We start from the raw sequence: 14,767 nt of genomic DNA on the forward strand, positions 1-14,767 counted from the left end.
CGCGTCCCTGTTCCGAGAGGACATCATGACCACCGACACCTATGTCGTAGAGCCCATAGAGGAACTGCTCGCCGAGGCCGACCCCGACCGGACCCTCGCCCCCTGCGGACTCCGGCAGCTCATCATCGGCCCCGGCGCCGTCGCGGCCGTGGCCGACGAGGTCACCCGGCTCCTTCCGGCACAGCCGGAAGGCCAGCGGCCCCGGGTCTCGCTCCTGGTGGACCGTACCCGGATCGTACGCTCCGGGGAGGACGTCAAAGACCTCATCCAGGCCCAGCTCGCGGCCAGGTTCGCCGTGGTCCGGACCGTGCTCGACGACGGGCACGCCGAACTGCATGTCGTGGACAGCGTGCTGGACGAGGCTGCCGGCGTGGTCCTTGGCGCGGATGCCGTGGTCGCCGTCGGCGGCGGAACCATCAGCGACATCGCAAAGGTGGCCGTCCAGCGCGCCGGGGCTGCCGGAACCACGCCGGTCCTGGTGTCAGTACAGACGGCGGCCTCCGTGGACGGTTACACCGACGACGTCTCCGTCGTCCTGCGGGACGGTGTGAAGCGCACCATCCCCTCATGCTGGCCCGACGCCGTCATCTCCGACACAGACGTCATCGCAGAGGCGCCCGAAGCCATGAACCGTGCCGGGTTCGGTGAAATGACGTCCATGCTGGTTGCCCCGGCGGACTGGAAGCTCGCCTCCCTGGTCGGCACCGACCCGACCTACAAGCCCAGCGCCGTCCGCCTGCTCGGCATGGTGGGCAAGGACCTGGAAAGCTGGAGCGCCGGCGTCCGGGAGGCGGAGCCGGAATCCGTTGGCGCCCTCGCCCGCGCGCTGGCCCTGCGCGGCATCGTCACCGGCGTCGCCGGGACCACCGCGGTCCTTTCCGGCGTCGAACACCTGATCAGCCACATGCTCGACCAGTACCACGGCGCCCACGACGAGCCCATCGGTTTCCACGGCGCCCAGGTGGGGGCCGGTTCCGTCATCGCCGCCAGCGCCTGGGACATGCTGTTCGAGAGGCTCGCCGCGGCGCCCGGCACCCGCCCAGACGTGGCAGCGCTGGACCACGGACCCGCCAGGCGCAAGGTCCTCACCGCCTTCGAGCGCGTCGATCCGACCCTGCGCGTGGCCGAAGAATGCTGGCGCGACTACTCCGCCAAACTGGACACCGTCGGGCGCGGGCTCCCGCGCGTCGGCGCGCTGCTGGAGGGCTGGGCGGACGTCCAGGACGAACTCCGCGGACTCGTCCGGCCCGCAGACTCCCTCGCCGGGGCGCTCGCGGGCGCCGGCGCCGCCGTCACGCTGTCCGGCCTCGAGCCCTCGGTGGACGCCGAACTGGGCCGCTGGGCGGTGGAGAACTGCGCCCTGATGCGCAACCGCTTCACGGTGGTGGACATGCTGACGCTCCTCGGCTGGTGGGAAGACGCCGACGTGGACGAGGTGCTCGAGCGCGCCGCCCGCGCCGCCGCCGCTGCCGAAGCGGGAAGGAACTGAACCCATGCAGCCTGACTATGTGATCGGCGTCGACTGTTCCACCACGGCCGCGAAGGCCGTGGTGTGGAACGCCCGCGGTGAAGCGCTCTCGCAGGCGCGCTGCGCCTTCGGCCTCAGCCAGCCCCGGCCCGGCTGGGGCGAGCAGAACGCGGAGGACTGGTGGACTGCCTCGGCTGAAGCGATCCGGCGGGCAGCCCAGACGGTGGACACCTCCCGCATCGGCGCCCTCAGCATCACCCATCAGCGGGAAAGCTTTGTCTGCCTGGACGACGACGGCATTCCGCTCCGGCCGGCAATGCTGTGGCTCGACACCCGTGCCACCGCGGAGGTGGCTGCCTTCGGCACCGACGAGGTGCACCGCCTCACCGGTAAGCCTGCCAACCCCACGCCGGCCTGGTACAAGCTGCACTGGCTCGCGGCCAATGAACCGGACACCATGGCACGCATCGGCAAGGTAGTGGATGTCCACGGGTTCCTGGTCCAGCGCCTCACCGGCGCCTGGCTCACCTCGTGGGCTTCCGCGGATCCGCTGGGTCTGGTGGACATGTCCACCTTCGATTACGACGACGGCCTGGTCGCCGCGGTGGGGCTCCACCGCGGTCAGCTCAGCGGGCTCCGGCCACCCGGCAGCGTCCTTGGCAATTTGACGGACGACGCCGCCGCGCGCCTGGGCCTGCCGTCGGGAGTCGCCGTCGTGGCCGGCGCCGGGGACGGGCAGTGCGCGCAGCTGGGTGCCGGCGCCACCACGGGCGGCCGGGCCTACCTCAACCTGGGCAGCGGGATCGTCTCGGGGACCTTCTCGGACCACTATTCCCATGCGCGGGAGTACAGGACACTCTCCGCCGCGGTCCCGGGAGCCTATACCCTTGAGACCTTCATCGGCGGCGGGACCATCAACCTGGGCTGGTTCGTCGAGAAGTTTTCCGGGCTCGACGCCCAGGGACTCGGCCTGGGGCTGAGCCCCGAGCAGATACTGGAAACCGCGGCGGCAGCGTTGCCCCCGGGTTCGGAAGGCCTGCTGGCGCTGCCGTACTGGACAGGTGCCCTCACCCCATACTGGGACCACAATGCGCGCGGTGCCCTGGTGGGCCTGGCGGGCATTCACGGCAAGGCGCACGTGTACCGGGCGCTGCTTGAGGGCCTCGCGTTCGAACAGCGGCTCCTGACGACGGGCGCGGAAAAGGCGCTCGCAGAGCCGGTGGCCGAGGTGGTTGCCCTGGGCGGCGGATCCCGCAGCCCCGTATGGTGCCAGATCATCGCCGACGTGATGCAGCGCAGCGTGTCCGTGGTGCGCGACCCGGAGAGCACCTGCCTCGGCGCGGGAATGCTGGCCGCGGCCGCCGTCGGCATCCACGATTCCGTGGACACTGCCGCGAAGGCCATGAGCGGAACCGGGCTGTCCTACGAGCCCCGGCCCGCCGCCGCCGCAGCCTATGAGCGGCTTTATGACGTCTACCGCGATATCTATCCGGCCAACCGGGCGGTATTCGCCAAACTTGCGGAGGCAACCCGATGACGGCGCCGACCACCCTGACCGCCAGGCCCGTGCGGGCTTACGCAGGCTACCTTTTCGACCTGGACGGCACCATCTACCTCGGCGACGAGCTGCTGCCGGGTGCCGCGGAGCTGGTGCACGGCCTTCGGGATGCCGGACGGGAAACACTGTTTCTGTCCAACAACCCCACGAAGAACCCGCAGATGTACGCGGACAAACTGACCCGGCTGGGCCTGCCCACTCCCGTCAACCGCATTGTGAACCCGCTGGTCACCATCGTTGCGTGGCTGCGGAAGGAGGCTCCGGGGGCGGGAGTTTTCGTCATCGGCGAAGAGCCGCTCCAGGATGCCATCCGCTCGTCCGGCTTCCGGCTCACAGAAGATCCCCGGGAGATCGACGTGGTGGTGGCGAGCTATGACCGGCGCTTCGATTACCGCAAGCTCCAGATTGCCTTTGATGCGCTGTGGCAGCACCGTCGGGCACGCCTGGTGGCGACGAACCCAGACGCCTACTGCCCCATGCCGATGGGCCGCGGAGAGCCTGATGCGGCCGCCGTCATCGCCGCCATCGAGGCGTGCACCGGGGTGAAATGCGAGGCGAACGTCGGGAAACCGGCCGGGGTTATGCTGCAGACCGCCCTGGACGTCCTGGGGCTGCCCGGGCAGGACTGCGTCATGGTGGGGGACCGGCTGCAGACCGACATCGCCATGGCGGTGGACGCCGGCATCGATTCGGCACTGGTCCTCACGGGGGAGGCCACGGTGGAGATGGCGGGCCTGCTGCCTCCCGAGCGGCAGCCGACCCTCGTGCTGCCGCGCATCGACGCCCTTTTGGAGCCCTTCAAGAGCTCCTAGGGGAATCCCCGCTAAGTAGGGGCAGCTTGAACGACCAAAGCTATTGCCAGTTCGGCTACCCACCAATAGAATTAGAATTCATAGCTTGAATATTTACTCAGAGAGGAACCGTGATGGGTCTTTCATCGCAGGAATTGCTGGAGATGCAGCGGCGCATGTTGCGTATCCGCCGGTTTGACGAGCGGGCATCCAAGATGGTCAAGCGCGGCCAGATCCCTGGCACCGTGCACACCAGCATCGGGCAGGAAGCACAGGTGGTCGGTGCGTGTATGGCACTCGGCGACGGGGACTACATGTCCGGCAACCACCGCAGCCACGGCCACCCGATCGGAAAGGGCTCCCCGCTGGGACCGCTCATGGCCGAGCTGGTGGGCAAGGCCACGGGCGTGTGCCAGGGCAAGGGCGGGTCGCTGCACCTGGCCGATTTCGCCGTCGGAAGCCTCGGAGAGTCCGGCATTGTCGGATCCTCGATTCCCATCGCCACCGGCGCTGCACTCTCCAGCAAGGTGCTGGGCAACGGCAAGGTTTCCTTGGCGTTCTTCGGCGACGGCGCCGCGAACCAGGGCTGCCTGTATGAGGCCATGAACATCTCCGGCGTATGGGACCTGCCCGTGGTGTTCCTCTGCGAGAACAACCAGTATGCGCTGTCCACCCCCGCCCACACGGTGACCTCCGGCGTGATCGCGGATCGCGCCGCCGGCTTCGGTATGCCGGGCGTCCGGGTGGAGGACGGCCAGGACGTGCTCGCGGTATTCGAAGCGGTCACGGCCGCCGTCGACCGTGCCCGCCGGGGCGAGGGCCCCTCCCTGGTGGAAGTGGTCACCTACCGGTTCAACGAGCACTCCGAAGGCCTGCGCCTGGGCACCGACTACCGCAACGCCGAAGAAAAGGCCGCGTGGGTCGAACGCGACCCCATCGTCCTGTTCCGCCAGTACCTCGAGCGCGAAGGGATCGCCACGGCCGAGGAACTCGACGCCCTGGAAGCGGAAGTCCTGGCCGAGGTGGACGAAGCCGTCCGCTTCACGGACGAGAGCCCCTACCCGGACCCCAGCGTCGCCTTCAAAGACCTCTACACCGAGCCGATCGGAGCAATCGCATGACTGTCATGAGCTACCTTGGCGCCATCGGCGCAGCCCAGCGCGAGGCCATGGAGGCCGACGACCGGGTCGTCATTATTGGCGAGGACGTCGAAGCCAACGTTTACGGCACCACCGGCGCCGGCAAGTCGCGCAAGGACAAGGGCGACTTCCTGGAGATGTTCGGGGCCAACCGCATCCGCAACACCCCGATTTCCGAGGAAGTCATCGTCGGGGCCGCGATCGGCGCCGCAATGACCGGGCTGCGTCCCATCGTCGACCTCTCGTACTCGAGCTTCCTCTACATGGCGATGGACCAGTTCGTGAACCAGGCCGCCAAGAACCGGTACATGTTCGGCGGCCAGGCGTCCATCCCGGTGGTGTTCCGTTCGGCCATGTTCTATGGCCTGAACACCGGCGCCCACCACTCGGACCGGCCCTACCCGATGTTCATGAACGTTCCCGGGCTGAAGATCATCGTTCCGTCCAACCCGTATGACGCCAAGGGCCTGCTGCGCACCGCCGTGGATTCAGACGATCCGGTCCTGACCTTTGAGGCCTGCATGCTCTGGGGCAGCAAGGGCGAGGTGCCGGAAGAGGAATACAAGATCCCGTTCGGCCAGGCCAACGTGGCCCGCACCGGTGACGATGTGACCGTCGTCGCGATTTCCAGCGCCGTTCCGGAAGCCCTCGCAGCAGCCGAAACGCTGGCGGGGGAAGGCGTTTCGGTCGAGGTCATCGACCCGCGCACCCTTGTCCCGTTCGACTCCGAAGCAGTGATCCGGTCCGTGCAGCGCACCGGCCGGCTGGTCATCGCCGACCCGGCACACCGCACCTGCTCCGCCGCGGCCGAAATTTCCGCCATCGTGGCCGAGGAAGCGTTCGAGTCCCTTCGGGCCCCGATCATGCGCGTCACTACGCCCGATACCCAGATCCCGTTCAGCCCCGCCCTCGAGAAGCAGCTCTACCCGAACCGGACCAAGATCGAGGACGCCGTCCGCCGGGTCACGGGACTCATGGCGAACACCCTGAACAACGAACTCACATCGCCCGCACCGCGCATGTGACACCCCCTAAAAGAACACCAAAGCAAGGAGAAAAAGAACATGGCACGAGTTGAGGTCCTGCTGCCCCAGTGGGGAATGGGCATGAGCGAAGGCACCATCACCACCTGGCTCAAGAGCGTCGGCGACACCGTCACCGAGGACGAGCCGCTGGCCGAAGTCGAGGCTGAGAAGGTCGAGGAGACCCTGGAGTCCCCGGCCACCGGCACCCTGGCCGAAATCGTCGTCCCCGAAGGTGAAACGGTGGACGTCCGCACCCTGATCGCCTACATCGAGACCGCCTGACGGTCCAGGGCAAGGAAGAGGAACGGTTATGCCACAGGTCGATCCACGCCAGATCATCAAAGAAGCGTCCGAGGGCGCGTACGCAGTCGGTGCATTCAACATGCACAACGAGGAGACCACGGAGGCGCTCGTCAGGGCCGCCGAACGTGCCAAGTCCCCGGTCTTCCTCCAGGTGGGCCGGGCGATTGTGCCGCACATGGGCATCAAGAAGGCCTACGAGATGACGCGCCGCATCGCTGAGGAGTCCGACGCGGAATACGTGATCCACCTGGACCACGGGCCGTGGGAGGAAGTCTTCGAGGCCATCAAGCTTGGCTTCACGTCCATCATGTATGACGGCGCGCATCTTCCGTTCGAGGAGAACATCCGCACCACCCGCAAGGTGGTGGAGGTGGCCCACTCCTTCGGCATTCCCGTAGAGGCCGAGCTGGGGAAGATTCCCGACGCCGACCAGCAGGTCGACTGGCAGTCCTACTACACGAACGTCGCCGAGGCGGAGCGTTTCGTTGCGGAGACCGGGGTCGACTTCCTCGCCATTTCGGTGGGAATCGTGCACGGTGTTCCGCTGGCGACCGCGCAGCCCCTGGACATCCAGCGGGTCAAGGAGATCGAGGCGGCCGTAGGCATTCCGCTGGTCCTCCACGGCGCCTCAGGCGTCCCGGATGACGAGATCCGCGCCGCCATGGCTGCCGGTGTGCACAAGTTCAATGCGGACACGGACCTGCGCCTGGCGTTCCGTTCGGGCATTGAGGCTGTCTGGTCGCAGGGGGACCGGCAGCTTGAGGACGCGATGGCGGAGGGCCGGGAGCGCATGATCCAGGCGACCATCGAGAAGATGGAGCTGTACGGCTGCGCCGGAAAGGCCCGGGGCCTGGCCCAGGTCGGACGGTGACAACTGTCGAGGAAGAGGGCAGGACTGTCGTCCCGCTTAAGGGAATCAGGCGCACTGCCGCGCGGCGCATGGTTGCCGCGTGGGAGGCGCCTGCCTTCCACCTTGCCGTTGAGGCGGACATGGGCGCTGCGCTCCTGGTCAAGGAGCGCAGCCCCGGCGCCACGGTCACCGATGCCATCCTCGCTGCCTGCGCGGCGGCACTGCGTGAGCATCCTGCGCTGAACGCGCACTACGCCGACGAGACGGTCACTCAATTCGAGCGCGTCAATGTCGGCATGGCCGTCGACACTCCGGCCGGTCTGGTGGTTCCCGTGATCAAGGATGCTGCGTCACTCGACGTCGCGGGCCTGGCCGCTGCGCGCCGGGATATCGTCCAGCGCGCCCGTGACGGCAAGCTCACCATGGACGACGTTACGGACGGTACGTTTACCGTCTCCAACCTGGGCATGATGGGGATCGACGGCTTCGATGCCATCCTTAATGTGCCCCAGGTTGCCATCCTTGCCGTCGGCGCTACGCGCCAGCAGTTCGTCCACACCGACGACGGCAACGGCGCCTGGCGGCCGCGGGCGAGGCTCACCCTCACCTGCGACCACCGCGCCATCGACGGCGCCACCGGCGCCCGGTTCCTGGCCGCCGTACGGGAGAACCTGGAGTCGAGCTGACCTGCACCACCTGCGGCGAGGGAGGCCCGGACAACCGAAAGGTTGTCCGGGCCTCCCTCTTGTGTGTGCGGCTGGACCAAACGGCGTCGGAGCCGGGACGCCAGCAAGCGGGACCACACAGCAAGACAGGACGGCGGCGGAAGGGGGGCCGGCACGGGTGATCCGGCTCTTCCACCCCGGGACGCTCTCTCACCTAATGCGGGTTTTGGGCCAACGCTCTCTCACCTAAGGCGGGTTCTGAGCCAACGCTCTCTCACTTCCCCCGCGGCGGTCCGTTGTCTTGATGCGCCTTGCGGTTAGGGGTTCCTGGCAAAGATCTCCACAAAGCTCAAGGGCCTGACCCCGGTTCAATACCGGGGTCAGGCCCTTGCAGCCACGCGCCGTGCGCGCTTACCTTCTACGCTTACTTCAGCCGGGAGACGACCTCTTTGACGAGGGGCCATACCCGGGTCACCGAGGTGTGGTTGACGGTTTCCTTGGGGGAGTGCAGATCGTGCAGCTCGGTGCCGATGGAGATGATGTCCAGGCCGGGAATCTTCTCGCTGAACATGCCAAGTTCCAGGCTGCACTGGGAGACGTGGACGTCGGCGTCGTGGCCCATGACGTCGCTGAACGCTTCCCGCGCCGTCTTCAGCAGCGGTGAATCGGGCCGGTATGGGAATTCGGCCGCGTCCAGCCCGTATTCCTCGACCCGGACGCCTCCGCCCGCCAGGGCGGCAAGGGCGCGGACGCGGTCCAGGATCTCGTGCTTGCGTGAGGTTACTGCCGCGGTGATCGTGGACATCAGCCGGGCGCCGTCGGGAGTGGTCCGCACGGTACCGAGGTTGTTCGAGCTTTCCACGATGCCAGGAACGGTCAGGCTCCAGCTGAGGACGCCGTTGGGTACGAGCGCCGTCAGGCGGGCGAAGCGCGCCGCAGCGGCAGAGGAAAAGACCCGCTCCGGCGATTCCGCCGGCTCCAGCTCGAGGCGCAGGTCCGGGTCTGCCAGCCTGTATTCGTTCTGCAGCGCTGCCTCAAGCTCGGAGATGACGGAGCGCACGCCCTCGGCATCTTCGGGGCGCACCAGCAGGATGGCCTGTGCATCCATGGGGATGGCGTTGTTCTGGGCGCCGCCGTGCGGATCCGAGATCTTCACGTCGTACTGCGAGAGCAGGGCGTTGAGCGCGCGGGCCAGGACCAGGACGGCGTTGGCGCGCTCGAGGTGGATGTCGAATTCGCAGTGCCCGCCGGACAGGCCCCGGACCTTGAGCAGCACGGCCTCCGGGTGCGTGGCTGGGGCCGGCTCCCACTCGGCCGGGATGTCCACTGTGAACGTGATGTCACCGCTGCAGCCGGCGAGGATTTCTTTGTCGGTGATCCAGTTGAAGTCGATCATCCGCTTGCCGGTCAGCCTAGACGTGTCGAAACTGGCGGCTCCCACCTTTCCCTTTTCCTCCATCGCGGTCAGGACGGCCTCGAGGGGAGGGTGCGGAATGTCCTTGGAGTCGAGGAGGGCCAGGATGTAGGAGACACCGATGCCGTTGTCGGCGCCCAGTGAGGTGCCGTTGGCGGTGACGAAATCACCGTCGATGAGGAGCTCGATCGGGTCCTGCTCGAAGTCGTGTACCACGCCGTCCTCCTTCTCGCACACCATGTCCAGGTGGCCGTGGAGGATGAGCGGCGGAGCGTCTTCCAGTCCGTGCTGGCCCGGCTTCTTGACCAGGACGCAGTGCAGGTCGTCTTGGGTGGCTTCCAGTCCGCGGTCCCGGGCGAAGTTGACCACCCAGTCGGCGGCCTCCTTTTCGTTGCCGGAGCCGCGGGGGATGCCGGCGAGGGTTTCGAAGAATGAGAACACCTCTTGCGGCTGGAGGGATTTCAGGACTGACATGGGGTGCCTTTCGGAAAGGGTAGGGACGTCCCCGCGGCGTTGCGGCGGACGGAGTTGTTTTAGAGGCTGTTGGTCAGTGTTATTTGACCACTTCGTTGTGGCCCCGGCCCATGGTAAGCGCCACCGCGGCGATAATGACCAGGCCATAGACCAGGCTTTGCGCCTGGGGGGTTACGCCCACGGCGGCCGCGCCGATGGGCACGAGCGCCACGGTCAGGGCGCCGAAGACGATGTTGATCGGGTTGGTGATGCCGCCGGTGATAGCGGTTCCGCCGACGATGGCGGCGGCGATGCCCGGCAGCAGGAGGTCGCTTCCGAGGCCGAAGGACGACGCCGCGCCGGCCTGTGCAATCACGAGGACCCCGGCGACGCCGGCCAGCAGGCCGGAGAGGGCGAAGGCCACTACCTTGAACCAGCGGGTCCGCAAGCCCGAGAACAGGGCGCCCGTTTCATTGAGGCCCACGGCGGTCATGCCTTCGCCGGCCCGGGTGAAGCGGAGGAACGCCCAGAGCCCTACTGCCAAGACGACGCCCACCCAGAATGCCATGGGCAGGCCGGCAAGGGCTGTGCCGAACAGGGGAGCGAGCAGCTGGCCGTTCGCGGTGGCGTAGACGGTGGTCGCGTTGCTGATCACCAGCGAAGCTGCCTGCAGGATGCCGAGCGTGCCGAGCGTGAGCGCGAAGGAGGGGATCTGGCCAAACGCCACCAGGAAGCCGTTGGCGGCTCCGATGAGGGTGACGACGGCGAGCGTGACTACCGGGGCAAGCGCACCCAGGGGGCCAAGGGTCTGGGCGAGGACGATTGCTGCGAAGATCACGATCGCTGCGTTGGACAGGTCGATCGAGCCGACGTGGAGCACCATGGCCTGCCCCAGCGCCACCAGGAGGATCGTTGCCGCCTGGACGGCGAGGATCGCCATGCCGCCGCCGGTGAGGAACGCCGGCCGGAGGACGGCGACGAGGGCGAAGAGGGCGAGGAACACCGCGAACGGGCCAAAAGTGAACCACAGGTTCCGTGGCCTGCGCCGCGCGGGCGCCGCCTTGCCGTCGGCGGTGGCCGGCAGTGCGGCCGGCTGCTCGAGGAGAGCTTTCTTTGACATGGGAGTCACACCATCTTTTCCAGCAGGTCGAGTGAAGTGGGGCTGTCGACGGAGAGGTCGAAGCGCGCGGTGATTTCGCCGTCGCGCATCACGATGATCTCGTCCGCCATCTCGAGGGCTTCCTCGAGGGTGTCCGGCAGCAGGATGACCGCTGCGCCGTCGTCCTGGGCGGCGCGGATCTGGTCGTTCACCGTCTGCGAGGCTCCCGGATCGAGGCCGCGCAGCGGGTGGTCAAGGATCAGGACGCTCAATTCCTCGGCGCGAAGCCACTTGGCCATGACCACTTTTTGCTGGTTGCCGCCGGAGAAGCGTCCCAGCGGCAGGCGCGGGTCGCGGGGGCGGACGTCGAGTTTCTCGAACCATTCCTCCGCGGCCTGCATCCGGGCCTTGCGGCGCAGGAGGGGGCCCTTGGCGGCCTCGCGCGGGTGCACCAGGGTGAGGTTCTCGGCAGCGCTCAGGCCGCCCACCATGCCTTCAACCTTGCGCTCGGAGGGAATGTAGGCGAGTCCGTTCCGGACTGCGCGGCGCATCGACCAGTTCTGCACGGGCCGGCCGCCAACTTCGAGGGTGCCGGCGTCGAAGGCCTCTGCTCCGAAGAGGGCGCGGCAGACGGATTCGCGTCCGGAGCCCATGGCACCGACGATCGCAAGGGACCGTCCGGCGGGGACGGCGAAGGAGACGTCCTTGAACTGCCCCGTCCGGCCCAGGCCCTTGGCTTCGACCGCTGCCACGGCGCCCGCGGCGCTGCCGCCCTTGCGGACCCGTGCGCGTGATTCCTGGCCGATCATGAGGCGGAAGAGTTCGTCCTCGGTGACGTCCTCGCGCCGTACATCCGCCACCACTTCGCCGTGGCGCATCACCACGACGCGGTCGCAGATCCGCAGCACTTCGTCCAGCCGGTGGGAGACGAACAGCACGGAGCCGATTTCGCGCAGTGACCGGATCTCGCGTTCGAGGATCGCGGTTTCGTTGCGCTCCAGCACGGAGGTGGGCTCGTCCAGAATTACCAGGGGGGCCGCGTGGATGGCCTCGTCCACTCGCAGGGCGCGGGCAATTTCGACCATCTGGCGGTCCACGAACGACAGGTCGCTGACCTGGGTGCGCGGGTCGATGGTGGACCCGACGCGGGCGAGGATGGTGGCTGCCTCCTGGTTCAGCCGCTTCCAGCGGTAGAACCCGTAGCGGGTGGCGGCATCCTTGGAGGAGAGGGCGTTCATCGCGATGTTCTCCGCGACAGACAGGTTGGACAGCAGCGACTGCTCCTGGTGCACCACGCCGATGCCTGCGGCCACCGCGTCCTGCGGCCGGCGGAACTTCACGGGACGGCCGTCGGTTTCTATGGTTCCCGAATCCGGCTGGTAGAGGCCGGTCAGGATCTTCAGGAGCGTGGACTTGCCGGCGCCGTTTTCGCCGATTAGTCCGACCACTTCGTGGCGCGGCACCTCGAGCGAGACATTCTTGACCGCGTGGGTCGAACCGAAGGATTTCGAGATGTTGGTCAGCCGAAGTGCCGGGGTTTCAACTCCGGTTCGGGGGGCCAGGGAAGCGTTGGTCATTTTACGATCCTCAGTCTGCTGCGGTGTGGCCAGGTGGCCACGAGGACGGCCGCGATCAGGACGGTTCCGGAGACCGCGGATTGGATGTTCGGGCTGACCCCGCTGAGGATGAGCCCGTTGTTGAGGACGGTCAGCATGAGTACGCCGATCGCGGTGCGGAGGATGCCTCCCTTGCCGCCTCCAAGGGAGGTGCCGCCGATCACCACGGCCGCGATGGTCAGGAAGAGCGTTCCCACGCCCACCGTCGCCGAGCCGGCGCCGAGCTTGAGGGCTGCCAGCACCCCGGCGGCCGCGCTGCAGGCGCCGGCCACAACGAACACGTAGAGCTTGTACCTGAGCACGGGGATGCCGTTGCCCTTGGAGATTTCCTCGCTGTCGCCGATGGCGTAGGCAAAGCGGCCCAGCCTGGTGAAGCGGGCCACGAACATGCCTGCCAGGACGAACGCCGCTGCGAGGAGGAAGGAGTTCGGCAGGCCGAAGGTGAGCGTGGACGGCCAGCCCTTGATGCCGCCGTCGGGAAGGAAGGGGATGGATTCGTCACCGAAGAGCACCGTGGCGATTCCGAGGCCCACGAACCAGACGCCCAGCGTGACGATGAACGAGGGCACCTTGAGGCGGGTGTGCACCAGGCCGCTCAGGAGCCCGAGGCCCACGCCCACAGCCAGTGCGGCGACAATGGCCCACGGGCCAAAGTCTGCGCTGCCGCGGCTGTTGGCCGTCATGAGGACGAAGGTCATGCCGGCGGCCCCCATGACGCCCTCTACCGAGAGGTCGATCGAACCGGTCAGGATGACCAGGGTGGCGCCGACGCCGATGATCAGCGGAAGGGACGCGTGGTCCAGGATGGTCCGCAGGTTCTCCGGCGTCAGGAACGTCCCGGGGTTGAGCGCCGCGAAAACGGCGATCAGCCCCACGAGTGCAAGCACTTCGCCGAGGTTCTTTGCATTGAACCGGCGACCCTGCCTGTGGGGTGGCTGTGCTGGGGCGGGTGCCGCCTCGAGGAGGCCGGTCCCGGTGTCCTTGTCTGTCATTACTTTCACCTGTCGTGGTTGCTGCCGAGGGGCGGCTCCGGGTGCGCGTGCGCATTATCCGGAGCCGCCCAGCGTCTGTGATCCGTTAGGGCAACTTCTCCGGGCCACCCGAAACCAGCGGCACGGGGTCGGTCTCCCAGGGGCCCTTTTCGATGAGGTCGTCCATCCAGCCGTCGATGTCACCGTCGAACTTGGTGAATTCGGCGTAGTTTTCCGGGGTGACGCAGCTCAGCTTGAAGAGGCTGTTGCGCTTTTCCTTGGGCAGTTCCGAGGGCTTGATCTCACCGGTGGCGGCGAGGTAGGAAGTGTAGAGGCCGATGGCCGCTGCCATGAATCCGCGGTGGAAGGTCTCGCCGGCGATGGCGCCGTTGCCCATGTTTTCCTTCATCATGTCGACCACCGGCGGGTACAGGCCGTCGGAGGCGAACTTGACGTCGTTGATGCGGCCCGCGTCCTTCACGGCCTGGACGGCGCCGATGATCATGCCGTCGTCGGCGGCCCAGATGCCGTCAACCTTGTCGCCGTACTTGGCCAGGAGGTTCTGGGTCTCCTTGAGGCCGAGCTGCGGGTCCCAGTTGGCGGGGCGGGTGTCCAGGAGCTTTACGTCGGGGTAGGCCTTGAGTGCATCCTTCAGGCCGGCGACGCGGGTCTGGCTGGTGGTGCTGTCCAGCACGCCTGCGAGGGCCACGATGTTGCCCTTGCCGCCGATGCTGTCGGCGAGTGCCTTGGCGGTGCACTGGCCGCTCTCAACGCCGGAGTGCTTCTGGAAGGCAACGAAGTTGTCGCCCTGGTCCCAGGGTTCGAAGTTGTCCGGCTTGTTCCACCAGACCGTTGCGTAACCGCCGGCGGCCTTGACGGCGTTGACGATGGGCGGAGCGTCCGAGCTTGCGACGGTGTTGACCATCAGCGCCACCTTCTTGCCCTGGGCAAGGATGGCCTGGATCTTCGAGATCTCGGTCTGCGAGCTGCCCTCGGAGTCGACGATTTCGAGCGGCACGTCCAGCTTCTTCGACAGGGCCTTGGCGCCTTCGATCATGGACGCCATGTAGGGGTTGGTGGTGTTGATGACCGACGCGACCAGGACGATGTCCTTCTTGTCGATCGGCTGCTGGCTGGTGGCCGTGGTGGAAGAGCAGGCGGTGGTGGCCAGCAGGCCGGCCACCAGCCCAAACGCCGCTACGCGGCGGGTGATGGTTTTCCTGAGGTGCATCAAAGACTCCTTTGTGAGAGACGACCCGAAGTAGTGATTAATAAATATTCAGCTACTGCATTTGCATGCTTATGAGTGTGCGATACCTCACAGGCGCCTGTCAAGAGGTCGCGGCACACTCGCTCTGGAGGTGGCTTAAATAACTGTGGGGAGGCTGCATGGCAGCCTCCCCACAGCGGTCACG

The 14,767-nt window shown here is 67.0% G+C and carries 13 protein-coding genes; 8 read left to right on the plus strand and 5 right to left on the minus strand.

Annotated features, from left to right (window positions below):
* Positions 1-25 precede the first annotated feature (25 nt).
* The 8 genes from ACFWIX_RS05485 to ACFWIX_RS05520 all read left to right on the plus strand — a co-directional run bounded on the left by ACFWIX_RS05485 (position 26) and on the right by ACFWIX_RS05520 (position 7,820).
* Positions 26-1,489, plus strand: a complete 1,464-nt coding sequence (locus tag ACFWIX_RS05485) for an iron-containing alcohol dehydrogenase (protein ID WP_377215104.1) — start codon at positions 26-28, stop codon at positions 1,487-1,489.
* A gap of 4 nt (positions 1,490-1,493) precedes the next feature.
* Positions 1,494-3,005 carry an FGGY-family carbohydrate kinase gene (locus tag ACFWIX_RS05490; protein WP_377215105.1) on the plus strand — a complete coding sequence of 504 codons (1,512 nt, stop codon included), beginning with the start codon at positions 1,494-1,496 and terminating at the stop codon, positions 3,003-3,005.
* Positions 3,002-3,838: an HAD-IIA family hydrolase gene (locus ACFWIX_RS05495; protein WP_377215106.1), complete on the plus strand. Its 837-nt coding sequence runs from the start codon at positions 3,002-3,004 to the stop codon at positions 3,836-3,838. The genes ACFWIX_RS05490 and ACFWIX_RS05495 overlap by 4 nt, the downstream gene beginning before the upstream one ends.
* Positions 3,839-3,951: 113 nt before the next feature.
* The gene (locus ACFWIX_RS05500; protein WP_377215107.1) at positions 3,952-4,938 is read left to right on the plus strand and encodes a thiamine pyrophosphate-dependent dehydrogenase E1 component subunit alpha; all 987 of its coding nucleotides are present in this window, start codon (positions 3,952-3,954) and stop codon (positions 4,936-4,938) included.
* Entirely contained in the window at positions 4,935-5,981 is a 1,047-nt protein-coding gene (locus tag ACFWIX_RS05505) for an alpha-ketoacid dehydrogenase subunit beta (RefSeq protein ID WP_377215108.1), read from the plus strand. The genes ACFWIX_RS05500 and ACFWIX_RS05505 overlap by 4 nt, the downstream gene beginning before the upstream one ends.
* A 39-nt stretch (positions 5,982-6,020) precedes the next feature.
* Positions 6,021-6,263: a biotin/lipoyl-containing protein gene (locus ACFWIX_RS05510; protein WP_377215109.1), complete on the plus strand. Its 243-nt coding sequence runs from the start codon at positions 6,021-6,023 to the stop codon at positions 6,261-6,263.
* Between the two features lie 28 nt (positions 6,264-6,291).
* Positions 6,292-7,155: a ketose-bisphosphate aldolase gene (locus ACFWIX_RS05515; protein WP_377215110.1), complete on the plus strand. Its 864-nt coding sequence runs from the start codon at positions 6,292-6,294 to the stop codon at positions 7,153-7,155.
* Positions 7,152-7,820: a 2-oxo acid dehydrogenase subunit E2 gene (locus ACFWIX_RS05520; RefSeq protein WP_377215111.1), complete on the plus strand. Its 669-nt coding sequence runs from the start codon at positions 7,152-7,154 to the stop codon at positions 7,818-7,820. The genes ACFWIX_RS05515 and ACFWIX_RS05520 overlap by 4 nt, the downstream gene beginning before the upstream one ends.
* Before the next feature lie 403 nt (positions 7,821-8,223).
* On the opposite strand, the gene pepD is transcribed toward ACFWIX_RS05520, so the two are convergent.
* The 5 genes from pepD to ACFWIX_RS05545 all read right to left on the minus strand — a co-directional run bounded on the left by pepD (position 8,224) and on the right by ACFWIX_RS05545 (position 14,583).
* The gene (pepD, locus tag ACFWIX_RS05525) at positions 8,224-9,687 is read right to left on the minus strand and encodes a beta-Ala-His dipeptidase (RefSeq protein ID WP_377215112.1); all 1,464 of its coding nucleotides are present in this window, start codon (positions 9,685-9,687) and stop codon (positions 8,224-8,226) included.
* Between the two features lie 79 nt (positions 9,688-9,766).
* Positions 9,767-10,786: an ABC transporter permease gene (locus ACFWIX_RS05530; protein ID WP_377215113.1), complete on the minus strand. Its 1,020-nt coding sequence runs from the start codon at positions 10,784-10,786 to the stop codon at positions 9,767-9,769.
* A gap of 5 nt (positions 10,787-10,791) precedes the next feature.
* Positions 10,792-12,342, minus strand: a complete 1,551-nt coding sequence (locus ACFWIX_RS05535; protein ID WP_377215114.1) for a sugar ABC transporter ATP-binding protein — start codon at positions 12,340-12,342, stop codon at positions 10,792-10,794.
* The gene (locus ACFWIX_RS05540) at positions 12,339-13,373 is read right to left on the minus strand and encodes an ABC transporter permease (protein ID WP_377215115.1); all 1,035 of its coding nucleotides are present in this window, start codon (positions 13,371-13,373) and stop codon (positions 12,339-12,341) included. The genes ACFWIX_RS05535 and ACFWIX_RS05540 overlap by 4 nt, the downstream gene beginning before the upstream one ends.
* A gap of 85 nt (positions 13,374-13,458) precedes the next feature.
* Complete coding sequence (locus ACFWIX_RS05545) at positions 13,459-14,583, minus strand: sugar ABC transporter substrate-binding protein (protein ID WP_377215116.1); 1,125 nt, start codon at positions 14,581-14,583, stop codon at positions 13,459-13,461.
* Positions 14,584-14,767: the final 184 nt, after the last annotated feature.

This window comes from Pseudarthrobacter sp. NPDC058362, assembly GCF_042723515.1.
GTDB lineage: Bacteria > Actinomycetota > Actinomycetes > Actinomycetales > Micrococcaceae > Arthrobacter.